This is a genomic window from Sphingopyxis sp. (assembly GCF_050916055.1).
In the GTDB taxonomy this organism is placed as follows: Bacteria; Pseudomonadota; Alphaproteobacteria; order Sphingomonadales; family Sphingomonadaceae; genus Sphingopyxis.
Map to the genome: position 1 here is coordinate 1,446,265 of NZ_CP051527.1, position 24,646 is coordinate 1,470,910.

The 24,646-nt window shown below is 67.1% G+C and carries 20 protein-coding genes and 1 tRNA gene; 10 read left to right on the forward strand and 11 right to left on the reverse strand.

All coding sequences use genetic code 11. The features are described from left to right. Positions 1–51: 51 nt before the first annotated feature. From HEQ22_RS07040 to HEQ22_RS07060, 5 genes are all read left to right on the forward strand, one after another. On the forward strand, positions 52–954 hold the full coding sequence (locus HEQ22_RS07040) for a LysR family transcriptional regulator (RefSeq protein ID WP_432770478.1): 903 nt from the start codon (positions 52–54) through the stop codon (positions 952–954). 82 nt (positions 955–1,036) lie between these two features. Next, the gene (gene cysD / locus HEQ22_RS07045) at positions 1,037–1,942 is read left to right on the forward strand and encodes a sulfate adenylyltransferase subunit CysD (protein ID WP_432770479.1); all 906 of its coding nucleotides are present in this window, start codon (positions 1,037–1,039) and stop codon (positions 1,940–1,942) included. Between the two features lie 136 nt (positions 1,943–2,078). Continuing rightward, positions 2,079–3,980 (forward strand): sulfate adenylyltransferase subunit CysN, encoded by a 1,902-nt coding sequence (cysN, locus tag HEQ22_RS07050; protein ID WP_432770480.1) that lies wholly within the window; start codon positions 2,079–2,081, stop codon positions 3,978–3,980. A gap of 145 nt (positions 3,981–4,125) precedes the next feature. Further along, on the forward strand, positions 4,126–4,866 hold the full coding sequence (locus tag HEQ22_RS07055) for a 3'(2'),5'-bisphosphate nucleotidase CysQ (RefSeq protein WP_432770481.1): 741 nt from the start codon (positions 4,126–4,128) through the stop codon (positions 4,864–4,866). Between the two features lie 229 nt (positions 4,867–5,095). After that, positions 5,096–6,226 (forward strand): zinc-binding dehydrogenase, encoded by a 1,131-nt coding sequence (locus tag HEQ22_RS07060; protein WP_432770482.1) that lies wholly within the window; start codon positions 5,096–5,098, stop codon positions 6,224–6,226. Between the two features lie 131 nt (positions 6,227–6,357). Here HEQ22_RS07060 and HEQ22_RS07065 read toward each other — a convergent pair whose 3' ends face one another. Genes HEQ22_RS07065 through HEQ22_RS07075 form a run of 3 tightly spaced genes read right to left on the reverse strand, consistent with a single transcriptional unit; the run spans position 6,358 to position 9,749 of the window. Then, on the reverse strand, positions 6,358–7,509 hold the full coding sequence (locus HEQ22_RS07065) for a cell wall hydrolase (RefSeq protein ID WP_432770483.1): 1,152 nt from the start codon (positions 7,507–7,509) through the stop codon (positions 6,358–6,360). Between the two features lie 9 nt (positions 7,510–7,518). Beyond that, on the reverse strand, positions 7,519–8,439 hold the full coding sequence (cysK, locus tag HEQ22_RS07070) for a cysteine synthase A (protein WP_432770484.1): 921 nt from the start codon (positions 8,437–8,439) through the stop codon (positions 7,519–7,521). Continuing rightward, positions 8,436–9,749, reverse strand: a complete 1,314-nt coding sequence (locus tag HEQ22_RS07075; protein WP_432770485.1) for an MFS transporter — start codon at positions 9,747–9,749, stop codon at positions 8,436–8,438. Before HEQ22_RS07075 ends, cysK begins: the two co-directional genes overlap by 4 nt. 127 nt (positions 9,750–9,876) lie before the next feature. Here HEQ22_RS07075 and HEQ22_RS07080 point away from each other — a divergent pair, with 127 nt between their 5' ends. Beyond that, the gene (locus HEQ22_RS07080; RefSeq protein WP_432770486.1) at positions 9,877–11,613 is read left to right on the forward strand and encodes a DUF885 domain-containing protein; all 1,737 of its coding nucleotides are present in this window, start codon (positions 9,877–9,879) and stop codon (positions 11,611–11,613) included. A 231-nt stretch (positions 11,614–11,844) separates the two neighbouring features. On the opposite strand, the gene HEQ22_RS07085 is transcribed toward HEQ22_RS07080, so the two are convergent. Further along, positions 11,845–13,143: an RsmB/NOP family class I SAM-dependent RNA methyltransferase gene (locus HEQ22_RS07085; RefSeq protein WP_432770487.1), complete on the reverse strand. Its 1,299-nt coding sequence runs from the start codon at positions 13,141–13,143 to the stop codon at positions 11,845–11,847. Here HEQ22_RS07085 and HEQ22_RS07090 point away from each other — a divergent pair. Beyond that, positions 13,142–13,414 (forward strand): DUF1674 domain-containing protein, encoded by a 273-nt coding sequence (locus HEQ22_RS07090; protein ID WP_432770488.1) that lies wholly within the window; start codon positions 13,142–13,144, stop codon positions 13,412–13,414. The two genes, HEQ22_RS07085 and HEQ22_RS07090, sit on opposite strands and share 2 nt — an antisense overlap. Positions 13,415–13,434: 20 nt before the next feature. On the opposite strand, the gene HEQ22_RS07095 is transcribed toward HEQ22_RS07090, so the two are convergent. The 3 genes from HEQ22_RS07095 to HEQ22_RS07105 all read right to left on the reverse strand — a co-directional run bounded on the left by HEQ22_RS07095 (position 13,435) and on the right by HEQ22_RS07105 (position 16,323). Next, entirely contained in the window at positions 13,435–13,998 is a 564-nt protein-coding gene (locus HEQ22_RS07095; protein ID WP_432770489.1) for a cytochrome b, read from the reverse strand. A 13-nt stretch (positions 13,999–14,011) separates the two neighbouring features. Beyond that, positions 14,012–14,791, reverse strand: a complete 780-nt coding sequence (locus HEQ22_RS07100; RefSeq protein WP_432770490.1) for a SapC family protein — start codon at positions 14,789–14,791, stop codon at positions 14,012–14,014. Between the two features lie 110 nt (positions 14,792–14,901). Next, positions 14,902–16,323: an FAD-binding oxidoreductase gene (locus HEQ22_RS07105; RefSeq protein WP_432770491.1), complete on the reverse strand. Its 1,422-nt coding sequence runs from the start codon at positions 16,321–16,323 to the stop codon at positions 14,902–14,904. Between the two features lie 200 nt (positions 16,324–16,523). Here HEQ22_RS07105 and HEQ22_RS07110 point away from each other — a divergent pair, with 200 nt between their 5' ends. Beyond that, positions 16,524–17,057 (forward strand): hypothetical protein, encoded by a 534-nt coding sequence (locus HEQ22_RS07110; RefSeq protein WP_432770492.1) that lies wholly within the window; start codon positions 16,524–16,526, stop codon positions 17,055–17,057. 125 nt (positions 17,058–17,182) lie between these two features. Beyond that, positions 17,183–18,661, forward strand: coding sequence for a DEAD/DEAH box helicase (locus tag HEQ22_RS07115; RefSeq protein ID WP_432770493.1), 1,479 nt, complete (start codon positions 17,183–17,185; stop codon positions 18,659–18,661). Between the two features lie 331 nt (positions 18,662–18,992). Here HEQ22_RS07115 and HEQ22_RS07120 read toward each other — a convergent pair whose 3' ends face one another. Continuing rightward, positions 18,993–20,009, reverse strand: coding sequence for an NADP-dependent oxidoreductase (locus HEQ22_RS07120; protein ID WP_432770494.1), 1,017 nt, complete (start codon positions 20,007–20,009; stop codon positions 18,993–18,995). A 100-nt stretch (positions 20,010–20,109) separates the two neighbouring features. Between HEQ22_RS07120 and HEQ22_RS07125 the strand changes: the two genes are divergently transcribed. After that, positions 20,110–20,185: transfer RNA gene (locus tag HEQ22_RS07125), tRNA-Ala, on the forward strand. Positions 20,186–20,209: 24 nt separating this feature from the next. Here HEQ22_RS07125 and HEQ22_RS07130 read toward each other — a convergent pair. The 3 genes from HEQ22_RS07130 to HEQ22_RS07140 all read right to left on the reverse strand — a co-directional run bounded on the left by HEQ22_RS07130 (position 20,210) and on the right by HEQ22_RS07140 (position 24,586). Continuing rightward, positions 20,210–21,259, reverse strand: a complete 1,050-nt coding sequence (locus HEQ22_RS07130; RefSeq protein WP_432770495.1) for an aspartyl/asparaginyl beta-hydroxylase domain-containing protein — start codon at positions 21,257–21,259, stop codon at positions 20,210–20,212. Positions 21,260–21,314: 55 nt separating this feature from the next. Then, positions 21,315–22,199 (reverse strand): hypothetical protein, encoded by an 885-nt coding sequence (locus tag HEQ22_RS07135; RefSeq protein ID WP_432770496.1) that lies wholly within the window; start codon positions 22,197–22,199, stop codon positions 21,315–21,317. Positions 22,200–22,273: 74 nt separating this feature from the next. Then, positions 22,274–24,586 (reverse strand): ATP-dependent helicase, encoded by a 2,313-nt coding sequence (locus HEQ22_RS07140; protein ID WP_432770497.1) that lies wholly within the window; start codon positions 24,584–24,586, stop codon positions 22,274–22,276. Positions 24,587–24,646 lie beyond the last annotated feature (60 nt).

A 24,646-nucleotide genomic window follows, 5' to 3' on the forward strand; every position in this document is an offset into this window, starting at 1 on the left:
ATCCAGCATATCAAAATTGAAACGATAGCGGTTTTGACATAAGAAAAATCTATGATCAAACGCGCCCATATTCGCCAGTTCCTTGCCGTTGTCGACGCGGGCAGCTTCACCCAGGCTGCGGCGCGGATCCGGGTAACGCAGCCGGCGCTGTCGAGCGGCATTGCCGAGCTGGAACGGCTCGTCGGCACGCCGATGTTCATCCGCAACCGCCGCCAGGTTCGCCTGACCGAAGCGGGCGGCCGCTTCCTGCCCATCGCGCGCGACCTCGAACGCGGCTTTCGCGTCGCCGACGATTTCGGCCGCGACAGCGACCGGCAGGCGACCGAACTCAAGCTGGGGGTGATCCGTTCGGTGCCGGGCGAGTTTCTGCAGGCGATCGTTGCGGCGCTGCGCTCCGGCTTTGCGATCGAACTCGTCGAAAACAGCGATTCGGAGCTGCGCGGGGCGCTGGGCAACGGGCGGCTCAACATGGCGCTGGTGTCGCTGCGCGCCGGCGAGGCCGGCGCGCATGTCGTGCCGCTGTACGAAGAACCTTTGGCGATGTTCGTCGCGGCGGATCATCCGCTGGCCGGGCGGGTCGAGGTCGGCCCAGATGAGCTCGCCGCCGAGACGATGATCGCGCGCCGCGCGTGCGAATTTCTCGGGGCCACCAGCCGCTTTTTTACCCGTCATGGCGTGCGCCCGCGCTTTGCCCTGCGCAGCGAAAGCGACGAGCGCTGTCTGCAGATGGTCGCCGCCGGCATCGGTATCACGACCGCGCCGGTGTCGCTGGCGATCGACGGCGTCGTACCGATCCGGGTCGCGGGATATGATTTTGCCCGCACGCTGGGATTGCTGATCGATCCCGCCTGGGCGGCGCTGCCCGATGTCGCGCCGCTGCTGGCCGATCGCGGCGACACGATCGGCGCAGTCGCCGCCGAATGGCGCCGCGCCCGGGTCGACGCAGCGGGATGACACGGCGCCTCACAAGTCTGGCTTGCAACGGCAAAAGCCCATACAGCTTGATCGTGCCATGACGGAGCGGCAAGGGCGGGGCATGACCGATACGCTGACCCATCTCGACCGGCTCGAGGCCGAAAGCATCCACATCATGCGCGAAGTGATGGCGGACGCGGTCAAGCCGGTGATGCTCTACAGCGTCGGCAAGGACAGCGCGGTGATGCTGCATCTGGCGCGCAAGGCCTTCCATCCCTCGCCGCCGCCATTCCCGCTGCTCCACGTCGATACGACGTGGAAGTTCCGGGCGATGTATGAGCTCCGCGACCGCATGGCGGCGGAAAGCGGCATGGAGTTGATCGTCTACCAGAACCCCGAGGCAAAGGCGCGCGGGATCAACCCGTTCGATCACGGTCCGCTGCACACCGACATGTGGAAGACCGAGGGGCTGAAGCAAGCCCTCGACCTTCACGGCTTCGACGTCGCCTTCGGCGGCGCGCGCCGCGACGAGGAAAAGAGCCGCGCGAAAGAGCGTATTTTCTCGTTCCGCACCGCGACCCACGGCTGGGATCCCAAGCAGCAGCGCCCCGAGCTGTGGAACCTCTACAACGCGAAGAAGGCGAAAGGCGAAAGCATCCGCGTCTTCCCGATATCGAACTGGACCGAGCTCGACATCTGGCAATATATCGCGCGCGAAAACATCCCGATCGTCCCGCTCTATTTCGCCGCGCCGCGGCCCACCGTCGAGCGCGACGGGTTGCTGCTGATGGTCGATGACGAGCGCTTTCCGCTTCGTCCGGGCGAAGTTCCCGTCGAACGCTCGATCCGCTTTCGCACCCTCGGCTGCTACCCGCTGACCGGCGCGGTCGAAAGCGAGGCCACGACCTTGTCCGAGGTCATCCAGGAAATGCTGCTGACGACGACCAGCGAGCGGCAGGGCCGGGCGATCGACAAGGATGGCGGCGACGCGTCGATGGAGAAGAAGAAGCAGGAGGGGTATTTCTGATGACCCCGCAAAGCCCCCCCCGCACCGTTCGGCCTGAGCTTGTCGAAGGGCTGTTCTTCTTTTTTTCCGCTGTCCAAGAAAAGGGCAGGGCTTCGACAAGCTCAGCCCGAACGGCTTTTGTGTCGGGAGTCCCGCAATGACCGACCCCATCTACGTCACCGACGCACTGATCGCCGAGGACATCGACGCCTATCTCGCGCAGCATCAGCAGAAGTCGCTGCTCCGCTTCATCACCTGCGGCTCGGTCGACGACGGCAAGTCGACGCTGATCGGACGGCTGCTCTATGACTCGAAGATGATCTTCGAGGATCAACTCGCCGCGCTCGAAGCCGACAGCAAGCGCGTCGGCACGCAGGGGCAGGAGATCGACTTCGCGCTCCTCGTCGACGGCCTCGCGGCCGAGCGCGAGCAGGGGATCACGATCGACGTCGCTTATCGCTTCTTCACCACCGAAAAGCGCAAGTTCATCGTCGCCGACACCCCCGGCCACGAGCAATATACGCGCAACATGGTCACCGGTGCCTCGACCGCCGACCTCGCCGTGATCCTCATCGACGCGCGCAAGGGCGTGCTCACCCAGACGCGGCGCCACAGCTTCCTCGCGCACCTGCTCGGCATCAAGCATATCGTGCTCGCGGTGAACAAGATGGACCTTGTCGGCTACAACAAGAGCGTCTTCGACCGCATCACGCTCGCCTACCGCGCCTTCGCGAGCGAGATCGGCATTACCCATTTCACCGCGATCCCGATCTCGGGGTTCAAGGGCGACAACATCACCGCGCTGTCGGCAAACACGCCGTGGTTCAAGGGGCCGGCCCTGGTCGAGCATCTGGAAACGGTCGAGATCGGCAGCGCCGGCGACGAGACCAAGGCGTTTCGCATGCCCGTGCAATGGGTCAACCGTCCCAACCTCGATTTCCGCGGCTTTTCGGGCCAGCTCGCGAGCGGCACGATCAAGCCCGGCGACGCGGTGCGCATCCTGCCGAGCGGCAAGACCGCCACGATCGCGCGCATCGTTACCTTGGATGGCGACCTCGACGAAGCCGTCGCCGGGCAGTCGGTGACGCTGACCCTCGCCGACGAGGTCGATTGTTCGCGCGGCGACGTGATCGCCGCCGCCGACGCGCCGCCCGAGGCCGCCGACCGCTTCGAGGCGACGTTGGTGTGGATGGCCGACGAGGCGATGATCGCGGGGCGCGCCTATTGGCTGAAGCTCGCGACGCAAAATGTATCGGCGACGATCCAGGCCCCGAAATATGAAATCAACGTCAACACGCTCGACCACCTGGCGGCGAAGACGCTCGACCTGAACGGGATCGGCGTCGTCGAGCTGTCGACCGACAAACCCGTCGTGTTCGAAGCCTATGGCGACAACCGCACGTTGGGCGGCTTCATCCTGATCGACAAGCTGACCAACGCGACGGTCGCGGCGGGAATGCTGCACTTCAGCCTCCGCCGCGCGCAGAACGTCCATTGGCAGGCGATCGACACGAGCCGCGAGGCGCGCGCCGCGCTGAAAAACCAGAAGCCGGCGCTGCTGTGGTTCACCGGGCTGTCGGGATCGGGCAAGTCGACGATCGCCAACCTCGTCGAGAAAAAGCTGCACCGGATGAACCGGCACAGCTTCCTGCTCGACGGCGACAATGTCCGCCACGGGCTGAACCGCGATCTCGGCTTTACCGAAGCCGACCGGATCGAGAATATCCGCCGCGTCGGCGAGGTCGCCAAGCTGATGACCGACGCCGGGCTGATCGTCATCACCGCCTTCATCTCGCCGTTCCGCGTCGAGCGCGACATGGTGCGCTCGATGCTGCCCGACGGCGAGTTTATCGAGGTGTTCATCGACACCCCGCTCGCAGAGGCCGAGCGCCGCGACGTCAAGGGCCTGTATAAAAAGGCGCGCGCCGGACAGCTCAAGAATTTCACCGGCATCGACAGCCCGTACGAGGCGCCCGAACATCCCGAAATCCGCATCGATACCACGGCGATGACCCCCGAAGCGGCGGCCGACCTGATCGTCGACCGGCTGCTCGGATGAAGGTAGCCATCTCTTCATGTTCCCCTGCGAAGGCAGGGGTCCATCACCTCACGGCTCGTCTTGCCAGCGAAGGTCGTTTGGTAACGATGGTGCCGGTGATGGGCCCCTGCCTTCGCAGGGGCGCGGAGCAAGGGTTGTTATCGACATGACCGAAAGCGACGAGCAGCTGGCCGAACGGCTCGCGACGGCGGCGGGCGCGATCCTGTTGGCGCTGCGGACGCAGGGTCTGGAAGGCAAGGCGCTGGGGCAGGCGGGCGACGACGCCGCCAATGCGATGTTGTGCCGCGAACTCGGCGCCGCGCGGCCGGGCGACGCGGTCCTGTCCGAAGAGGAAAAGGACAGCGCCGCACGGCTGGCCCACGACCGGGTGTGGATCGTCGATCCACTCGACGGCACGCGCGAATATGGCGAAGGGCGCGACGACTGGGCGGTGCACGTCGCGCTATCGATCGGCGGCGTGGCGAGCGTCGGAGCGGTGGCGCTGCCCGCGCTGGGCATCACGCTGACCTCGCACGACCCGCTGCTGCGCGCGCCGGCCAACCGGCCGATCAGGATGCTCGTCAGCCGGACGCGGCCCGCGGCCGAAGCGCTGTTCGTCGCCGAGAAACTCGGCGCCGAGCTGCTCGCGATGGGATCGGCAGGGGCCAAGGCGATGGCGGTGGTGCGCGGCGAGGCCGATATCTATCTCCACACCGGTGGCCAGTATGAGTGGGACAATTGCGCGCCGGCGGCGGTGGCGCAGGCGGCGGGATTGCACGTCAGCCGCGCCGACGGCACGCCGCTCACTTACAACAACGCCAATCCCTATTTGCCCGACCTGCTGATCTGCCGCGCGGAGCTGGCGACGGAAGTGCTGCGCATCGCGGCGGAATTTTCGGCGGACTGAAATCCTCCCTGTGGCGAAGCCATGGGGAGGGGGACCGCTTGCGAAGCAAGTGGTGGAGGGGCGTCGACGGTCGCGCCAATGCCCCTCCGTCAGCCCTTCGGGCTGCCACCTCCCCATCGCTTCGCGACAGGGAGGAGCTTGGCTGCGATGACCGGTGATCGAGAGGTTGCCAGCCGCTTCCTCACACCCTAATCCGTTGCAACAAGAAACCGAACACGGGAGACGAACGATGACCGACCTGCCTGAAACCAACCTCGTCATGCTGACGCTGGTCAAGCCCGAGGGCCAGCTCGAGGTCTATTTCGAACGCCGCCCGATGCCCGAGCCGAAGCCGCACGAGGTGCTGGTGAAGGTTCTGGCGACCCCGATCAATCCCTCCGACCTTGGCCTGCTGTTCGGCGGCGCCGACATGGCGACCGCGCGCGCGTCTCAGCGCGATGACCTGCCGATGATCACCGCCGACATACCGCCCGCCGGGATGCGCGCGATGGGCGGCCGCATCGGCGATGCGCTGGCGATCGGCAACGAAGGGTCGGGCCTCGTCGTCAAGGCCGGCGCCTCGCCCGAGGCGCAGGCGCTGCTCGGCAAGACCGTCGCGCTGCTCGGCGGCGAGATGTATGCCGAATATCGCTGCCTGCCGGTGCAGATGGCGATGCCGCTGCCCGACGGCACCGACCCGGTCGATGGCGCCTCGTGCTTCGTCAACCCGCTCACCAGCCTCGCGTTCACCGAAACGATGCGGATGGAAGGGCACAATGCGATCGTCCACACCGCCGCCGCCTCGAACCTCGGCCAGATGCTGGTCAAGATCTGCGCCAAGGACGGCATCCCGCTCGTCAACATCGTGCGCAGCGACGCGCAGGTCGAAATCCTGAAGGGCATCGGCGCGACGCATATCGTCAACAGCAGCGCCGAAGATTTCCACGACCAGCTCGTCGCCGCGATCGTCGAGACCGGCGCCACGCTCGGCTTCGATGCGATCGGCGGCGGCAAGCTCGCCGGGCAGATCCTTGCGGCGATGGAAGTCGCGGCGGTCAAGCGGATGACGACTTACAGCCGCTATGGCTCGGACACGTTCAAGCAGGTTTACATCTACGGCGCGCTCGACCTCGGCCCGACCATCCTCAACCGCAGCTTCGGGCTGACCTGGTCGCTGTCGGGGTTCCTGCTCACCCCCTTCATGGCGAAGGCTGGCATGGAGGTCGTCGGGCGGATGCGCCAGCGCGTCGTCGACGAACTGACGACCACCTTCAAGAGCCACTACAGCCACGAAATCTCGCTGACCGAAGCGCTCGATATCGACACCGCGCAGGCCTATAATGCGAAGAAGACGGGCGAGAAATATCTGATCCGGCCGTAGGGTTGAGCCACAGGCGTCGCCCCCGCGCAGGCGGGGGCCGCTATCCGTTTACGCGGCGGCGAGATTGGAGAGCCGACAACGGCCCCCGCCTGCGCGGGGGCGACGGGAAAGCTGTCGCCGCCGACCGGCGGTTACCGCTTCATGCACTGCCGCGCATCGTCGCGCTTATATTCGCTGCAATTCCACAGCGCCTTTTCGAATCCCGCCTTGTCGTCGCGCAGATAGGAAAAGGTCATCGCGGCGCGCTGGGTGTCGCTCATCGCGTCGCCGTCGGGTTTCAGCACCGGGTTGGTCCAGCCCATGAACTTGCAATAGGGCTTGTCGCCGCACAGCCGCAGCGCGGTGGTCACGAAGCTTTCGGGCGCCGCCGTGCGGTCGAGCTGGATATAGATGGTGTCGCGCCCCACCGCCTCGCCGGCGCCCGCAACGACGCGCGCTTCGCCGACTTCGGCGTTGGCGTCGACCCCGGCCAGCGCGGGCGCGATGCCCAAGCCGAGCGCGTGCATCGGCGACAGCGCGGCCAGCTTGGCGACCGGGCCGTCGCTGCCCGACACCGCGCCGCGAAACGCCCCCGGCGTGCCCCAATAGCCCGGCCAGCGGAAGAACAGGTGCGTATCGACGACCGCGATCTTTTCCAGGCTGTCGCTCCAATAGGGGCGGACCCAGTCGGTGTGATAATGGGTCGCGAGCCCGACGCCGGGGTCGGTCAACCCCGCCATCATCATCTCGGCATTCACCCGCGCCCGGCCCCAGGCAGCGTCCGAATAGCGGCGGTTCAGCGCGCCGTCGCAGGTGAAGGTGAACTGACAGCCGGTGCGGCGCTCCGATCCCTGGAACACCACGCCGCAGAGCGATTTGGGAAAGGCGGGGTGGCGGGCGCGGTTGATCACGACCTGTCCGACCGACAGCTGGCCGCGCCGGTCGTCGCCCGCTTCATACAGCATCGCCGCGGCCAGGCAGTCGCGCGCGCGGGTGCGGCTGTCGGCGTCGCCGGCATAGGCGAACGGCCGCGCCGCGACGAAGCCCTTGGCGATCAGCGGGATGCGCGCGTTGGCGGCGCGCGCATCATCCTCGGTCACCGGCGCCAGCTCCATGGGCAGCACCTCGGGCACGACGGTCGCCGGCGGCGCGGCAGGGGGCAGGCGCACGCTATAGCTGGCCGGGCGGTTCAGGCTGCTGGCATAGATGACGCCGACGATCGCCGCGACCGCGAGCAGCGCGAACAGCCACGCCGACCGGTCGCGCCACAGCGGCACAGTTTCCTGGGGCGTCTTCGACGCCATGGCGGTGGTTCAGATTTCCGGCAGGAAGTCGGGCACCGACAGATAGCGTTCGCCGGTGTCGTAGTTGAAGCCGAGGACGCGGCTGCCCGGCGGCAGTTCGGCGAGCTTCTGCGCGATCGCGGCGAGCGTCGCGCCCGACGAAATCCCGACCAGCATGCCTTCCTCGGTCGCGGCGCGGCGCGCATAATCCTTTGCCGCACCGGCGTCGACCTTGATCACCCCGTCGAGCAGGTCCGTGTGTAGGTTGCGCGGGATGAACCCGGCGCCGATGCCCTGGATCGGGTGCGGCGCGGGCTGCCCGCCCGAAATCACCGGCGACGCTTCGGGCTCGACGGCAAAGACCTTCAGGTTCGGCCAATGCTCTTTCAGAAACTGCGCGGTGCCGGTGATGTGGCCGCCGGTGCCGACCCCGGTGATCAGCACGTCGATCGGCGAGTCCTTGAAATCGGCTAGGATTTCGGGGCCGGTGGTGCGGATATGGACGTCGATATTGGCTTCGTTTTCGAACTGCTGCGGCATCCACGCGCCCGGCGTCGTCTCGACCAGCTCGATCGCGCGCTCGATCGCGCCCTTCATGCCCTTTTCGCGCGGCGTCAGGTCGAAGGTCGCGCCATAGGCCAGCATCAACCGGCGGCGCTCGACCGACATGCTTTCGGGCATGACGAGGACGAGCTTGTAGCCCTTGACCGCGGCGGCCATCGCCAGGCCGATGCCGGTGTTGCCCGACGTCGGCTCGACGATGGTGCCGCCCGGCGTCAGGCTGCCATCCTTTTCGGCCGCCTCGATCATCGCCAGCCCGATGCGATCCTTGATCGACCCGCCCGGATTGCTGCGCTCCGACTTCACCCAGACTTCGGCGCCGGGGAACAGCTTGGCCATGCGGATATGCGGCGTGTTGCCGATGGTTTCGAGGATGGAATTGGCTTTCATGTCGATCCTGCCTTGAATTGGGGTTCGAACGTGCGCGCCCGGCGCAGTTCGGGGAACAGCCATGCCCATAGCGCCGTCACGGCAATCGCGCCAGCGCCGCCGATCACCACCGCGCCCACCGGCCCCATGAACGCCGCCATCGATCCCGCGCGCATTTCGCCGAGCTCGTTCGAGGCGGAAATCGCCAGCCCCGATGCGGCGCTGACCCGCCCGCGCATATGGTCGGGGGTGTTGAGCTGGATCAGCGTGCCGCGCACGAACACCGAAAACATGTCGGCGGCGCCCATGACGACCAGCAGGACAAGCGAGAGGAGGAGGCTGGTCGAAAAACCGAAACCGACCGTCGTCGCGCCGAACACCGCGACGGCCCACAGCATTTTGACCCCGACGTTGCGCTCGATCGGGCGGATCGCCAGCCCGACCGCCACCGCCACCGATCCGAACGCCACCGCCGCGCGCATCAACCCGGCGCCTTCTGGGCCGGCGTCCAATATGTCGCGGGCGAAAACCGGAAACATCGCGGTCGCCCCGGCGAGCAGCACCGCGAACAGGTCGAGCGTGATCGTCCCGAGCAGGAAGCGTTCGATCCACACGAAGCGCAACCCGTCGACCATTTCGCGCAGCGGGTGGCGGCGGACTTCGGCGGGCGGCGGCAGCACCGGCCGAACGCGGCTCAGCGTGAACGCCGAAACCGCGAGCAAGAGGGCGGCGAAGATATAGACCGCCGCCGGATGCGCGGCATAGATCAGCCCGCCCGCGGCGGGGCCGATCACCGACGCCGATTGCCAAGCGATGCTGCTCATCGCGATCGCGCGCGGCAGCACTGCGGGCGCTACGATATTGGGCGCGATCGCGCTCATCGCCGGCCCCGAAAAAACGCGGGCAACGCCGTGCAGTGCCGCGAGCGCGAACAACAGCGGCAACGTCAGCCCGTCGGTCCAGGTGAACCAGCCGAGCGTCGCGGCGATCAGCAGGTCGATGAGGTTCGAGAAGATCGCGACGCGGCGCCGCTCGAAGCGGTCGGCGGCCCAGCCGGCCACCGGGGTGAGCACCGCGAGCGGGACGAACTGGAACAGCCCGAGCAGACCGAGCTGGAACGACGCCTCCTTGATCGACATGCCATAATCGCTGCGCGCGGTATCATAGAGCTGGTAACCGATCACCACGACCATCGCGATCGTCGCCATCACCGCGGTAAAGCGCGCGAGCCAGAAATAGCGGAAGTCGGGATAGCTGAGCGGGGAGGGGGCTTTGGGCGTCGCCTCCGGCATCACCGGGTCTACGCCTTCGGGGGGTGGGATCGTCGCCATCGCCGATCGCCGTAACCGGCTTTTCGCGCCTGTCCAGACGGGATGGAGTTGCGGTTCGTCGATTTTCGGGTGCCATCGGTGCGGGCGGCTGGCAGACATGCCGACATCAAGTCAGGGAGATCGAGGAATGAATCGCAAATTTGCCCGTTTTGGTGGCGCTGCCCTTGCCGCGACGCTGCTGGTGCTGACGGCCTGCAATGCGTCGGATAACAAGTCGGCGACGGCGCCGGGTGAGACCGAACAGGGCGGCACTGCATGGACGAAGTTCCGCGACAATTTCCTGACCGGCTATTTCCCGCTCAACCCGAATTTCGCGGTGTATCAGGGCAAGCATGAATATGACGGTCAGCTGCCCGATTGGTCGCCCGAAGGGATCGAGAAGCAGGCGGCGTATCTGGAAAAGACGATCGCCGACGCGCGGGCGTTCGACGCCGAGATGACCGATGCCGAACGGTTCGAGCGCGATTATCTGATCCACGTCGCGCAGGGGCAGCTGTTTTTCCTCCGCGACACCGACTTTGCCCAGAAGAACCCTGCCTTCTATGTCGGCGCGCTCGATCCCAACGTCTATATCGCGCGGCCCTATGCCGACGCGGCGACGCGGATGAAGGCGTTCATCGCCTATGCCGGAAAGGTCCCGGCGGCCGCGGCGCAGATCAAGGCGAATTTGAAACTGCCGCTGCCCGCGACCTTCGTCAAATATGGCACCGCCGGCTTCGGCGGCTTTGCCGATTATTATACCGGCGACGCGAAAGCGGCCTTCGCCGAGGTCAAGGACGAAGCGCTGCAAAAGCAGTTCGACGACGCCGCGAAAAAGGCCGGCGCCGCGATGAGCGACCTCGCCGCCTATGTCGGCTCGCAACCCGGCACGACCGACGGTTATGCCCTCGGCGCCGCCAAATTCTCCAAGATGCTGCTGACCAACGAAGGCGTCGGCACGCCGCTCGATGAACTCGAGCGCATCGGCCAGGCCGACCTCAAGCGCAACCAGGATGCGCTGAAGGCCGCCTGCGCCACTTATGCCGCAGGGATGACGATCGCCGACTGCATGAAAAAGATGAACGCCGACAAGCCTGCCGACGGGCCGGTGGCCGAGGCGCGGCGCCAGCTGCCGACGCTGCGCGCCTTCCTCGTCGAAAAGGATCTCGTCACCATCCCTGGCACCGAACAGGCGCTGGTCGAGGAATCGCCGCCGTATAACCGCCAGAACAGCGCCTATATCGACATTCCGGGGCCGTATGAGACGGGCCTGCCGTCGGTCTATTATATCTCGCCGCCCGACCCGGCGTGGGATCAGGCGACGCGCGACGGCTTCGTGCCCGGGCGCAAGGACCTGATGTTCACCTCGGTGCACGAGGTGTGGCCGGGGCATTTCCTGAATTTCCTCCATTCGAACCGCGCCGACAGCATCTTCGGCAAGCTGTTCGTCGGCTACGCCTTCGCCGAGGGCTGGGCGCATTACACCGAAGAAATGATGTGGGATGCCGGGCTGGGCGAGGGCGATCCCGAAACCCACATCGGGCAATTGTCGAACGCGCTGCTGCGCAACTGCCGCTATCTGTCGGCGATCGGGCTGCACACCCAGGGCATGACCGTCGCCGAGTCGGAAGCGTTGTTCAAGGACCAGTGCTATCAGGATGAGGGCAATGCGCGGCAACAGGCGGCGCGCGGCACTTACGATCCGCTCTATCTCAACTACACGCTCGGCAAGCTGATGATCCGCAAGCTGCGCGAGGACTGGACGAAAGGCGACCGCACCAAGTGGAAGGCGTTCCACGACCAGTTCCTGTCGTACGGCGGCCCCCCGATCCCGATGGTCCGCGCCGCGATGATGAAGGAAGACACGCCGAAGGCGGTTTTCTGACCTTGCGGCTCCCGCCCTGGGGCGGCGTTTAACAATATGTTCCCTTCCCCTCGATGGGGGAGGCTGCGAGACTTGCCAGCTTGCTGGCTTAGTCGCAGCGGTGGGGGTGCGCTCTCGGCCTGAGATGGCGGTGCACGGGCGCGCCCTCACCCCCATCCAAGTCCGCCTAATCGCTGCGCGATAAGGCTTCCTATCCTTCCCCCATCAAGGGGGAAGGGAGCGGGGCAGGCCTCAGCCCGCAGGCGCGCGCAGCCGGGCGATGAAGAAACCGTCGAGGCCGCCAGCGTCGCCGAGCACGCCGGGCAGGGTGCGCACGAACCCGCTTGCGTCAGGCGCGATCGCGGCGGGCAGCTCGTCGGCGCGCACCGCATCCACCCTCCAAGCCGGATTCCGCGTCAGGAACGTCGCGACCTGATCTTCCCCCTCGGCACGCTCGAGCGAACAGGTGGCATAGATCAGCGCGCCGCCGGGTTTGACCCAGCGCGCCGCGCGCGCCAGCAACTCGGTCTGCAAAGCCGCCAGTTCGGCGATCTCGCGCGCTTCGATGCGGTGCAGCACGTCGGGGTGGCGGCGAAAGATACCGGTTGCCGAACAGGGCGCGTCCAGCAGCACCGCGTCGGCGGGCGCCGCGGGCTCCCACGACCGGATGTCGGCCTGCACCACGTCGGCGGCCAGCCCGGTGCGCGTCATATTGTCGGTGAGCCGGTCGAGTCGCTTGGCGCTCGAATCGACCGCGACGACCGCCCAGCCGGCCGCCGCCAGCTGCATCGTCTTGCCGCCGGGGGCGGCGCACAGATCGAGGACGCTGCGCCCGCCGCCGTCGCCGAGCAGGCGCGCGGGCAGGCTCGCCGCCAGATCCTGCACCCACCAGCCGCCCTCTCGAAAACCGGGCATCGCCTCGACCGCCTGGCCGCGCGGCAGGCGCAGGTGGCGCGGCGCCAGCGCGACGGCGTCGGTCCACTCGGCGGCGACGGGATCGCCTGCAAAGCTGAGGTCGATCGGCGGCGGCGCGCTCCAGCCGGCTTCGGCGGCTTCGAGCGTTGCCAGCCCCCATTGCTCGGCCCAGCGTTCGGCGGTGGCGAGCGGCAGGGTCGCGCGCTCGGGCAGCTTCCATTCGTCCTGCTGCGCGCGCGACAATATGGCGTGCACCAACCGCCGCGGGCCGCCGGCGACCAGCGGCAGCGCCGTCGCGACGACGGCGTGGGCGGGGCTGCCCAGCGCCAGCAATTGCGCCAGCGCGATCCGCAGCACCGCGCGCGATTTGACGTCATCGGGCAGGATCTGCGCCGTCGCGCTGTCGATCAGCGCGTCGATGTCGGTTATCCAGCGCAACGTTTCGGACGCGATCGCGACGGCGAAGGCGCGGTCGGCGGGCGCCAGCCCCTGCGTCGCGGCATGCGCGGCAAGGTCGAGCGGATCGCCGCGGCGCAGCACCGCGTCGAGCAGGCGCAGCGCGGCGCGGCGCGTCGGGGTGCCCGGCGGATCGGGCTCGGACCCGGCGGGGCGACGCCTTGGCCGGCGCTCAACCATGACGATGGCCTTGTCCGGTGACGATGTGGTTGGCGGCGGCGGACTTGCGCCCTATATAAGCCGGACCATGTCCGAACCCGGCAACACCATCGGCGGCACCCCGCGCGCCATCCGCCGTCCAGTGGGCGTCAAGCCGCCCGCGGGCTGGACGAGCAGCCCGCTGCCCGCGCCGGCGCCGCTGGCCGAGGACAAGCCCGAAGATCAGCCCGGCGGGCGCAATCCCGTGCGCTACGGCGACTGGGAGCTCAAGGGCATCGCGATCGATTTTTGAAGGTCCGGCCGGGGCGGGCGTCAAAACGGGTTCATCCGTCCCATCAGCCGGGTCTTGTCGACGAACTGGTGCTTCAACGCCGCCAGGATATGCACCACCGCCAGTCCCAGCATCGCGAGGCCCAGCGTTTCGTGGCGGTCGTGCATCGCATCGGCCAGGCTCTCGCTGGGGCCGACGATCGACGGCACCGTGAACAGCCCGAAATAATCGACCGGCCGGTCGGCCGCCGACATCCACATCCAGCCCGACAGCGGCAGCAGGATCAGCAGCGCATAGAACAGGAAATGGACGATACCGCTCAGCGGCCGTTGCCACGCCGGGGTCGCGGCGGGCAGCGGCGGCGACTTGTGCCCGATCCGCCACAGGATGCGCAGCACGCTCAGCAGCAGGATGGTGATGCCCAGCGCCTTGTGAATGTCCATCGCCGCGCGGTGCGTCTCGCGCGGCATGTCTTCGGTCAGCATCGCGAGGCCGATGTTGGCGATCACGGCAAAGCCGATGATCCAGTGCAGCCAGATGGCCACCTTCGTATAGCGCGGCGCCGCGGTGGTTCCGGCGGCGTCGGCGGCGGGGAAGGTGGCCATCGGTTGCGTCTCCTCAGACCGCCGGGACTTCGGTGATCTGCGGCATCTTGCCGCTCTTCACCTGTTCGGCGAACACTTCGCGCATCAGCTGCAGCGAAAACAGGTGGGCAAAGATCAGGCCGAGGATGCCGTTCTGCATCATCTTGCGCAGCACGTCGCCGCGCAGTTCGCGCAGCTTGTTCTCGTCGACCATCTGGAAGCCGCGATAGATATAGGGCTTGTCGTTGTCGTCGGACTGGATGCTCACTTCGCCGTCCATCAGCAGGTCGGCCTTCTTCAGCTCCTCGACGAACATGCCGGTGCGCTGGCCCGCTTCTTCGAAATTCTTGCAGAATTCGAGCACCGCGTTGGTCGCTGCCGACGGCTGGCCGTTTTCGAACAAGGCATCGCCTTCCTCGAACTGGCCGATCGCGCCCGAGGTGGGGTCAAAGCACAGCGACAGCTCGTCATTGTCCTGGCGCAGCTTGGCGAGCAGGAACGGATAGCGGCGGACATAGGCCGGGACATAGACCGGGTTGATCAGCTTGCCTTCGCCGTCGACGAAGGTGTTGACGCCTTCGTTCAGCCCCATCAGCGCCAACGGCACGGGATTGTCGCCGGCCGAAAAGACGATCGGGAAAAAGCGCGACGCCGGCCCGAATTCGTCGGAGGTCAGCGGCACCGCATGCTGGTTGATCAGAAAATCGGCGGTTTCCAGCGAGCGCGCGTGGAAATCGGCATGATCGACGCTCGAAAGCGGCATCAGGTCCTTATAGAAAAGCGGCAAATTGGCATTGGCGGGCGCAGTGGCCATGATCGAACTCCGTCAAGGGCCCCGGAAGGTCCGGGACGAAAACATAAGAGCGCGCCTTATTGACCCGCGCCCCGCGGCGCAAGGGGCGTTGGCCGCTCGGCGCGCGACCGTCAGCCGATCAGCTTGCCCGGATTGAACAGCCCGGCGGGGTCGAGCCCGCGCTTCACCCCGTGCAGCGCGGCAAGCCGCGCCGGGCTGTCGAGTTCGGCCAATATGTCGCGCTTCATCTGGCCGATGCCATGCTCGGCCGAAATCGACCCGCCAAATTCGATGACGTGGCGATAGACGAGACGGCTGACCGCCTCGCCATGCTCGGCCACCCACGCGGCGCCGTCGCAATCCACCGGCGGCTGGACATGGTGATGGATATTGCCGTCGCCCAGATGACCGAAGGACAAGGCCCGGACGCCGGGAAAGGCGCCCGCCAGCCGGAGCGGGTTCGCGGCGATGAAGTCGGGCATGCGATCGACGGGGACGCTGATGTCGTGCTGGATCGCCGGCCCCTCGGCGCGCTCGGCCTCTGAAATCGAATCGCGCAGGCGCCAGAAATCGTCGCTTTCGCGGTCGCTCTTGGCGATGACGGCGTCGTGGATCAGCCCGTCGTCCAGCGCCGCGACGAGTTCGGCCTCCAGCCGCGCGTCGACCGCCGCGGCATCCTCGCCCGCCAGTTCGACCAGCGCGTGCCACGGATAGTCGCGGGCCAGCGGCGCGCGCGTCTGCGGAATGTGCCGCAACACCGCCTCGAGGCACGTCAGCGGCAGGATTTCGAACCCCTCGAGTTCGCTCCCGATCGCGGTGTCGAGGCGGCGGAGCAGGGCCAGCGCCTGCGCCGGCGAATCGAGTCCGATCCATGCGGTGCGCCGCACGCTTGCCGCCGGAACCAGCCGCAGGCACGCCGCAGTGACCACCCCCAGCGTGCCTTCGGCGCCGCACAGCAAGTGCCGCAGGTCGTAACCGCGATTGTCCTTCTTCAGCGGCGCGAGCCCGCCGAAAATGCTGCCGTCGGGCAGCACCGCCTCGATCCCCGCGACCAGCGCGCGCATCGTGCCGTGGCGCAGCACCTGCGTCCCGCCGGCGTTGGTCGACACCAGCCCGCCAATCGTCGCCGACCCCTTGCCGCCGAGGGTCAGCGGAAAGCGCAGCCCCTCGGCCAGCGCGGCGTGGTGGAAATGTTCCAGGATCACCCCGGCCTCGGCGATCGCGTAACGCCCCGCCGCGTCGATCGCCCGGACCCGGTTCATCCGCCGCAGGCTCAGCAACAGCTGCTCGCCCGTCGCGTCGGGGGTCGCGCCGCCGACCATGCCGCTGTTGCCCCCCTGCGGCACCAGCGCGACGCCATGTTCGCGGGCGAGGCGGACGATCGCGGCGACCTCTTCGGTCGTCGCCGGCGACAGAATCGCCGCGGCGGCGCCGCAATATTTGCCGCGCCAGTCGGTCAGCCAAGGGTTCATGACGTCGGGATCGACGCTATAGCCCTTGGGTCCGAGCAGCGCCGCGAACGCGGCGAGCACCGATTCGGACGGTTTGCTCATCGCGCCGCGAGCCGCACGACAGGGGGGATCGGCGGGCATGGCGCGGCGCGGGGGCGAGGGCAGTTCATTTGATGTTCAATCATGCTTGGTAATGGGGACGCCGTGCGAATAGCATCTTTTTGTCCGACCGGCAGCCAGCGGGAGCCCGAGTTGAATCATTTTGCAAGCGACCGGGCCGGCGAAAAGATGGCGGCACCCCCGTGCTGACCGCCGCCGCCCTGTTGCTCGCCGCGGCGGCGCCGGCGGCCGATGACGCCATGCCGCACCCCTCGGCCGAGGTGCCGGTCGCCGTCGCGGCGCCGATCCCCGATTCCGACCCGCCCGCCTATTGGCAAATGGTGATCGAGCAGCAGCTGATCATCCGCGTGCCCGCGCGCCGCTCGCCGCTGAGCAACTTCGCCGCCGGTCCGGCGCCCGCGATGCGGTCGCGCGAAATCCCGATCGTGTGGAAGGAAAAAAAGGGCCCCAAATGCGTCGCGATGCGCAACATCATGGGGATGCAGGCGGTGCAGCGCGACAGCATCGACCTGATTACGCGCCAGAAACAGCGATTGCGTGCCCGGCTCAACCGCGGCTGCCGCGCGCATGACTTTTACGCTGGCTTCTACATGCGGGGCAGCGAGGACGGCCGCTTGTGCGAAGGGCGCGACGAGCTACACGCGCGCACCGGCGCCAAGTGCGAGGTCGACAAGTTCCGGCTGATGGTCCCCGTCCCGCGCGCCGAGGAGGATTGAGCCGGGGCGCCTGCCGCTTTTCCTTCGGCTTTCCTTGACTTTTCATCGGCGTTTGCCCATTGGCGCGGCAGCGTAAGCTGGCGTGGGACGCTGCGCAGACATTTTTTTCCGGACATGACAAACTTATGAAATTTGCCGACATCGGCCTTTCCGACGAACTTTTGCGCGCCATCGACGAGTCGGGCTATGACGAAGCGACGCCGATCCAGGCCGGGGTCATCCCCTCGGTGCTGATGATGCGCGACATCATCGGCATCGCGCAGACGGGGACCGGCAAGACAGCGTCCTTCGTGCTGCCGATGATCGACATCCTCGCCCACGGCCGCGCCCGGGCGCGGATGCCGCGCTCGCTGATCCTCGCGCCGACGCGCGAACTCGCCGCGCAAGTCGCGGAAAATTTTGAAAAATACGGCAAGTATCACAAGCTGTCGATGGCGCTGCTGATCGGCGGGGTCCAGATGGGCGACCAGGTCAAGGCGCTCGAAAAGGGCGTCGACGTGCTGATCGCGACCCCCGGCCGCCTGATGGACCTGTTCGAACGCGGCAAGATATTGCTGACCGGCTGCAACCTGCTCGTCATCGACGAAGCCGACCGCATGCTCGACATGGGCTTCATCCCCGACATCGAAAATATCTGCACCAAGCTGCCCGCGACTCGGCAGACCTTGCTGTTCTCGGCGACGATGCCGGCGCCGATCAAGCGGCTGGCCGACAAGTTCCTGTCGAACCCGAAAACGGTCGAAGTCGCCCGGCCCGCCAGCCGGAACGAGAATATCGAACAGTTTCTGGTCAAGACCGCCGAACGCGGCAAGCGCGACACGCTGCGCGGCCTGATCGAATCCGAACAGGTTCACACCGCGATCGTGTTCTGCAACCGCAAGACGACGGTGCGCGAACTCGCGAAGGTGCTGCAGCGGGCGGGTTACAAGGCCGGCGAGATCCAGGGCGACATGGACCAGTCGAGCCGCACCGCCGAACTCGATCGCTTCAAGACCGGCGTCATCAACATCCTCGTCGCCTCCGACGTCGCGGCGCGCGGGCTCGACGTCAAGGGCGTCAGCCACGTCTTCAACTTCGACGCCCCCTGGCATCCCGACGATTATGTCCACCGCATCGGCCGCACCGGGCGCGCCGGCGCACAGGGCCGCGCCTTCACGCTGGTGACCCCGTCGGACGACGAGGCGATCGACAATATCCAGAAGCTGACCGGCTATACGATTCCGATCCACGGCGGCGGCACTGCCGACGCCGCGCCGGCCAGCGACGCGCCGCGCGAAGCCCGCGAACCGCGCCGCGAACGCGCGCCGCGCGAAGCCCGCGAACCGCGCCGCGAACGCGCGCCGCGCGGCGGCCGCGCCAAGCCGGCGGCCGAACCGAAAGCGCTCCCCCCCGAACCTAAACATGCCGAACCGAAACATGCCGAACCGAAACGCGCCGAAGCGCCGCGCGCCGACGAACGCGCCGAAAAGCCTGCGGCGCGCCCCGCGAAAAAGGCCGACGACCGCAAACCGGCACCGCCCCGCCGCCAGCAGGACGATGACGGCCCCGACGACGGCTGGAACGGCCCGACCCCGGGTTTCCTGTCGGTGGGCTTCGGCAGCTGACATTTTTTCTGACCGTTTAGGGTGATCAAGCTCGAAGCCAACGTCGGCTTTGGGGTCGGAAGCGGAAATTTGCTCATTTCTGTACCCCGGCGAAAGCCGGGGCTCAGAGCGTTGAAAAGCTGGCCTTGCGTGTTTACGCCCTGGACCCCGGCTTTCGCCGGGTACACCGCATTTAGGTCAGCAACCGGTCGACAACAGCCATTCCCCATTCCGCTCGTGTCGAGCGAAGTCGAGACACCCCTCTACCGCACACCACGCCGCGGGGCATCTCGACTTCGCTCGATGCGATCGGGGTAAGCCGGGGCAGCCTCTCGCCCGTTGCCCGCGAAACCTACAACCGAACCAGCATCTTCCCGGTATTCGCCCCCGAAAACAGCCCCAGGAACGCGTCGGGCGCCGCCTCGATCCCGTCGCGCACCGTTTCGCGGATCGTCACCGCGCCGCTGGCGATCAGCCCGCCCATGTCGGCATAGAATTCCTCCATGCAGTCGATGAACTGGTCGGTGTAGATAAAGCCTTCCATGCGGATGCGCGCCGGGATGGTGCGGATCAGATATTTCATCTCCTGCGGCTTGCCGTCGTTATACACGTCGATCATCCCGCAGATCGCAAAGCGCGCAAAATCGTTCGCGGTGGCAAAGGCGGCGTCGAGATGCTCGCCGCCGACATTGTCGAAATAGACGTCGATGCCCGGCTTGCCCAACGCCTCAAGCGCCGAGACGAGCTGCGGCAGCACCGCACCGGCCTTGTAATCGACAACCGCATCGGCGCCCAATTCCTTGACCCAGGCGCATTTTTCGCCGCCGCCTGCCGATCCGACGACGGTCATTTCGCGCGCCTTGGCGATCTGGACCACCGCCGATCCGACCGCGCCCGCCGCGGCGGAGACGAAGACGGTATCGCCCGGCTTCGCCGCTGCGACGCGGAGCAGGCCGATCCACGCGGTGCCGCCGGTCAGCCCCATATTGTGGAGGAAGGTCCGCGGGGTCAGGCCGGCCGCCAGCAAATCGGCGGGCAATTTGTTCGGCATCATGTCGAGGCCGATCACCCCGCCGTCGCGCCAGCCGCCCATGTGCAGGATCAGGTCGCCCGGCGCAAAACCGTCGATCCGGCTTTCGATCACTTCGCCGATCGCGCCGCCGGTCATCGGTTGGTCGAGCTGGAAATTGGCGGCATAGCTTTTGCCGTCGTTCATCCGCCCGCGCATATAGGGGTCGACCGACAGCCAAAGATTACGAACCCGAAGCTGGTCTTTTTCGAGCGGCAGGTCGGGCAGGTCGCGGAGCGCGAAATTGTCGATCGTCGGCAGCCCCTGCGGCCGACTGATCAGATGCCACGCCTTCGCCATTTCGAAATCTCCCCGATTGCCCGTTTTGCCCTGCGACCCCGCTCCCGGTCAGAAAAGCCGTTGCCTCTCTTTATCTGCGCCGTTAAGACCCGCCCGTCGCGGGGCCGTAGCTCAGATGGGAGAGCGCTGCAATCGCACTGCAGAGGTCAGGGGTTCGATTCCCCTCGGCTCCACCAGCGACCCTTTTCCCGCCATTTCCTTTACGATTCGCTATAGCTGTCGATCGCCGCAAAGATCCGCGTCAGCTGCGCGCGCTCGTCGGCGTCGATGTCGGGGCGCCATATCTCGAACAGCATCACGGTGCGGTCGCTGGCGCCGCGGTTCCACGCTTCATGCTCGAAACTGTCGTCGAAGATCGTCAGCTCGCCTTCCTGCCACGCCCGCGTTTCGGCGCCGACGCGCAGGCCGCAGCCATCGGGAACGATCAGCGGCAGGTGACAGATCAGCCGCGTGTTGAGCATGCCGTGATGCGGCGCGATATGGGTGCCGGGCTGCAGCCGCGAAAACAGCGCCAGCGGGGCGCGGTTCGGAATGACCGGCTGCGGCGCCAGCGCCAGCGCGGCGACTGCCTGCGGGCAGAGCGCCGCCATGCCGTCGGCAACGACGCCATCCTTCCACAGCCACGCCGCGCCCCAGTCGGGCTTGTCGAGCAGCGGATTGTTCGGCGGCGGGCGGTCGGCGCTCGCCGTGACATAAGGACCGAAGCGATCGTCCGCACCCTCGATCAGCGCCACGAGTTCGGCGCGAATCGCCTCGCTTGCCGCCTCGACCGCCGGCACCCAGTCGAATTCTCGGCGCTCGAAAAACGGCCGCTGCGCGAGGCCGGGGAAATAGAACATGTTCGGTTGCTGCAGGTAGAGCGGCTGTTCGCCGGCGAGCAGCCGCAGCGCTTCGGCAACACGCGGCGGGGCGCCCTCTGCCTCGACCCCCGCGCTGCGCAGCTGGCCGAGCAGATGGTCGGCAAAGGCACGCTCGGTCTCGGCCAGAAAGCTCTCGGCGCGCTGGAGCCCGGGGTGGAGGGCAGGGGGGACGCTGCGCGCATTCGCCGCCGCCGCGAGCGCGAGGCGATAGAAGCTGCCCGCGGCGCGCTCGTCGGCCTGCCGCCGCCGCAGCTCGGCCATCGCCAGGATCGCGGCGATATTGCCGCGGTCGGCGCGGATCGCGGCGTCGAGCGCCGTCGCTTCCGCCGCGACATCGCCGCGGCGATGGGCGTCGCGTGCCTGGTCCAGCCATGATGCCTCCCCCGTCATGGCCGCCAGCCATACCGCAGCATCGTACCTTTGCAAGCGACGCCCAATTGCGGCGTCAGCCCGCGGGCGGCACCGGGCCCTCCTTCGCCGTCGCCTCCGTCGGCATCTGCTGGCGAACCGCGCGCATGAAGCGGCTGCGCCAGAAGGCCAGCGCCAGCGCGAACAGGATCGCCCACGGCAGGATCGCGGCACCCAGCGTCAATGTGAAGCTCAGCGCGGTGCTGCCGCTGCGCATCAGCGTCTCGCCGGCACTGGCGAACGGGTTTTCGTGACCGATGCCGGGCAACCCGCCGTCGCTGACATAGTTGAACGCGACGCTGGTCCACGCGATGCGTGCCTCGCCGCTGCGCCGGCCCTGGCGTTCGTCGCCGATCTGCCCGCGCAGCGCCGCGATCTGCGCCAGCAGCTCGGCGCGTTCGCGCTTGTCGAGCCCGCCCGCCTTGAGCCGGCCTTCGAGCCGCCCGATTTCGGCCTCCGAGCCGGCGCTGCGCTGCTGCGACGCCACAATGTCGCTGCCGATATCCTCGCCCGCGACGCTCGCGTCGGCGAGCACGCCTTCGGCGCGTTCGACGCTGGCGATCGCGCCGGCGCCGAATTTGCGCGCGATACCGGGTTCGAGCTTGAACTGCGTCTGCGCCTCGACCAGCTTTTCGTCGCTCAGCTGGTAACGGACGTCGATGATGCGGCACCGCTGGGTCCCCAGCGCTTCGCATGCGGCGGCATGCTCCTCCTGCACTTTCGCGATGCGGTCGTCGGCGAGGCGGAAGGCATAGCTGTAATCGAACGCCACGCCGGGCGCGGCGGACAGGCCGATGTCGGGGGTCGCGGCGTCGGACGCGGCGGCTTCGGCGCTGGCTTCGGTGATCGCATCATCGGCCTTTTGTTGCGAGCAGCCGATAAGGGCGAGCGCCATCGCGCCCGCTAAGAGCTTGGTTTTCATGCAGAGTCTCCCAAAACGCGACTCGTTGGCCGCGAGAGACGGCATATCATAACCGAACTAGTTGACAATTAAAATTACGCGAGGGTGACGAAGCTGTCCAACACCCGCTTGCTGCCGGCCTGTTCGAAGTCGACCTCCAGCTTGTTGCCGTCGATGCCCGCGATCTCGCCATAGCCGAATTTTTCATGGAACACGCGCATCCCGATGGCCAGGTCGGCGCGCGGCTTGGCGCCGACCGAGGCTGCCGGGCCTTTCTCGCTCGGCGCCGGCGCGCGGGTGACGGTCGACGAACCGGCGAGCGCGCGCTGCCACGCCGGGCCGCGCGTCATCGTGCGCGCCGGCTGGCGTTCTGCGACATGCGCGAACGGGTCGCCCTGCGCCGACCAGTTGGCACGCCACAGCGACGCGCCGCCGCCGAAGCTGTTTTCGCTGTCGACATGCTCGGGCGGGATTTCGCCGATGAAGCGGCTGGGGATGCTGCTCATCCACTGCCCGTAAATGCGGCGGTTGGCGGCGTGATAGATGCTCGCCCGCTGGCGGGCGCGGGTGATCGCGACATAGGCGAGGCGGCGCTCTTCCTCCAGGCTGGCGGTGCCGCCCTCGTCCATCGAACGCTGCGACGGAAACACCCCGTCCTCCCACCCGGCCAGAAAGACATGGTCGAATTCCAGCCCCTTTGCGGCGTGGATGGTCATGATCGTGACGGTCTCGGTCTGGTCGTCATTGTCGCGGTCCATGACCAGGCTGACATGTTCGAGGAACTCCTCGAGCGTCTCATACTCCTCCATCGCGCGGACGAGTTCGGAGAGGTTCTCGAGCCGCCCCGCCGCCTCGACGCTGCGGTCGGCCTGCAGCATCGCGGTGTAACCCGATTCGTCGAGGATCAGCTGGGTCAGCTCGGGATGCGGCAGCGCGTTCGCCTTGCCCTGCCAGCTGCGCATCAGCGCGACGAAATGGACGAGCTGGCGCCGCGCCTGCGGGGTAAGTTCGTCGGTCTCGGTAATCCGCGCCGCGGCGTGGAACAGCGGCGCGCGCTCATGCCGCGCGAACTGATGGATGCGCGCCAGCGCCTTGTCGCCCAGCCCGCGCTTTGGCACATTGACGATGCGTTCGAACGCCAGATCGTCGGCCGACGATTGCACCAGCCGCAGATAGGCGAGGGCGTCGCGGATTTCGGCGCGCTCGTAAAAGCGGAAACCGCCGACGATGCGATACGGCATGCCGATCGCGATGAAGCGGTCTTCGAACTCACGCGTCTGGAACTGCGCGCGCACCAGGATCGCGGCGCGGTCGAGCGAAATGCGCTGGCGTTGCAGGCTTTCCAGCTCCTCGCCGATCCTCCGCGCCTCCTCGGGCCCGTCCCACACCCCGACGACGCGCAATTTGTCGCCGGGGTCGAGGTCGGTCCACAACGTCTTGCCCAGCCGCCCCGAATTCTGCGTGATCAGCGCGGACGCGGCAGCCAGGATTTGCGGGGTCGAGCGGTAATTCTGCTCGAGCCGGATCACCGTTGCGCCCGGAAAATCCTTTTCGAAGCGCAGGATGTTCGCCACTTCGGCGCCGCGCCACGAATAGATCGACTGGTCGTCGTCGCCGACGCAGCAGATGTTCTTGCGCGTCTGCGCCAGCAACCGCAGCCACAGATACTGGCTGGCGTTGGTATCCTGATATTCATCGACCAGGATATATTTGAAGCGGTCCTGATATTGCGCCAGCACGTCGCGGTGGGTCTTCAGGATCACCAGCATGTGAAGCAGCAGGTCGCCGAAATCGCAGGCGTTCAGCGTCTTCAGCCGCGCCTGGTACAGCGCATAGAAATGCTGCCCCTTGCCGTCGGCATAGGCTTCCTTGTCGGCCGCATCGAGGTCGCCGGGCACCAGCCCGCGGTTCTTCCACCTGTCGATCAGCCCGGCCAGCTGCCGTGCCGGCCAGCGCTTTTCGTCGAGCCCGTCGGCCTGGATCAGCTGCTTCAGCACCCGCAGCTGGTCGTCGGTGTCGAGGATGGTGAAATTGCTCTGCAATCCCACCAGCTCGGCGTGACGGCGCAGCATTTTCGCGGCGATGCTGTGAAAGGTGCCGAGCCACGGCATCCCCTCGACCGCGTCGCCCATCATCCGCCCGATCCGCTCGCGCATCTCGCGCGCCGCCTTGTTGGTAAAGGTCACCGCCAGGATTTCGGACGGCCACGCCCGCCGCGTCGCGATGATATGGCCCAGCCGCGCGGTCAGCGCCGCGGTCTTGCCGGTGCCGGCGCCGGCGAGCATCAGCACCGGGCCTTCGGTGGTCAGCACCGCCTGCCGCTGCGGTCCGTTCAGCCCGCGCAGATAGGGCGGGTCCGACGGGTCGGGCGGGGGCAGGTCGGGCAGCGGGGCAGGGCGATCGGTCACGCGCGAACGATTAGGGAACAGCGGCGGGGCTGTCCAGTGCGCTGAGGCGGGGCGAGGGGC

Excerpts from the sequence above, each read along its gene's own strand:
- HEQ22_RS07065 (WP_432770483.1), bottom strand. The coding sequence starts at position 7,509 with ATGGCGTCGAAGACGCCCCAGGAAACTGTGCCGCTGTGGCGCGACCGG.
- HEQ22_RS07040 (WP_432770478.1), top strand. The coding sequence starts at position 52 with ATGATCAAACGCGCCCATATTCGCCAGTTCCTTGCCGTTGTCGACGCG.
- HEQ22_RS07105 (WP_432770491.1), bottom strand. The coding sequence starts at position 16,323 with ATGAGCAAACCGTCCGAATCGGTGCTCGCCGCGTTCGCGGCGCTGCTC.
- cysD (WP_432770479.1), top strand. The coding sequence starts at position 1,037 with ATGACCGATACGCTGACCCATCTCGACCGGCTCGAGGCCGAAAGCATC.
- HEQ22_RS07130 (WP_432770495.1), bottom strand. The coding sequence starts at position 21,259 with ATGACGGGGGAGGCATCATGGCTGGACCAGGCACGCGACGCCCATCGC.
- HEQ22_RS07120 (WP_432770494.1), bottom strand. The coding sequence starts at position 20,009 with ATGGCGAAGGCGTGGCATCTGATCAGTCGGCCGCAGGGGCTGCCGACG.
- cysK (WP_432770484.1), bottom strand. The coding sequence starts at position 8,439 with ATGAAAGCCAATTCCATCCTCGAAACCATCGGCAACACGCCGCATATC.
- HEQ22_RS07090 (WP_432770488.1), top strand. The coding sequence starts at position 13,142 with ATGACGATGGCCTTGTCCGGTGACGATGTGGTTGGCGGCGGCGGACTT.
- HEQ22_RS07055 (WP_432770481.1), top strand. The coding sequence starts at position 4,126 with ATGACCGAAAGCGACGAGCAGCTGGCCGAACGGCTCGCGACGGCGGCG.
- HEQ22_RS07100 (WP_432770490.1), bottom strand. The coding sequence starts at position 14,791 with ATGGCCACTGCGCCCGCCAATGCCAATTTGCCGCTTTTCTATAAGGAC.
- HEQ22_RS07095 (WP_432770489.1), bottom strand. The coding sequence starts at position 13,998 with ATGGCCACCTTCCCCGCCGCCGACGCCGCCGGAACCACCGCGGCGCCG.
- HEQ22_RS07075 (WP_432770485.1), bottom strand. The coding sequence starts at position 9,749 with ATGGCGACGATCCCACCCCCCGAAGGCGTAGACCCGGTGATGCCGGAG.
- HEQ22_RS07135 (WP_432770496.1), bottom strand. The coding sequence starts at position 22,199 with ATGAAAACCAAGCTCTTAGCGGGCGCGATGGCGCTCGCCCTTATCGGC.
- cysN (WP_432770480.1), top strand. The coding sequence starts at position 2,079 with ATGACCGACCCCATCTACGTCACCGACGCACTGATCGCCGAGGACATC.
- HEQ22_RS07080 (WP_432770486.1), top strand. The coding sequence starts at position 9,877 with ATGAATCGCAAATTTGCCCGTTTTGGTGGCGCTGCCCTTGCCGCGACG.
- HEQ22_RS07085 (WP_432770487.1), bottom strand. The coding sequence starts at position 13,143 with ATGGTTGAGCGCCGGCCAAGGCGTCGCCCCGCCGGGTCCGAGCCCGAT.
- HEQ22_RS07060 (WP_432770482.1), top strand. The coding sequence starts at position 5,096 with ATGACCGACCTGCCTGAAACCAACCTCGTCATGCTGACGCTGGTCAAG.
- HEQ22_RS07115 (WP_432770493.1), top strand. The coding sequence starts at position 17,183 with ATGAAATTTGCCGACATCGGCCTTTCCGACGAACTTTTGCGCGCCATC.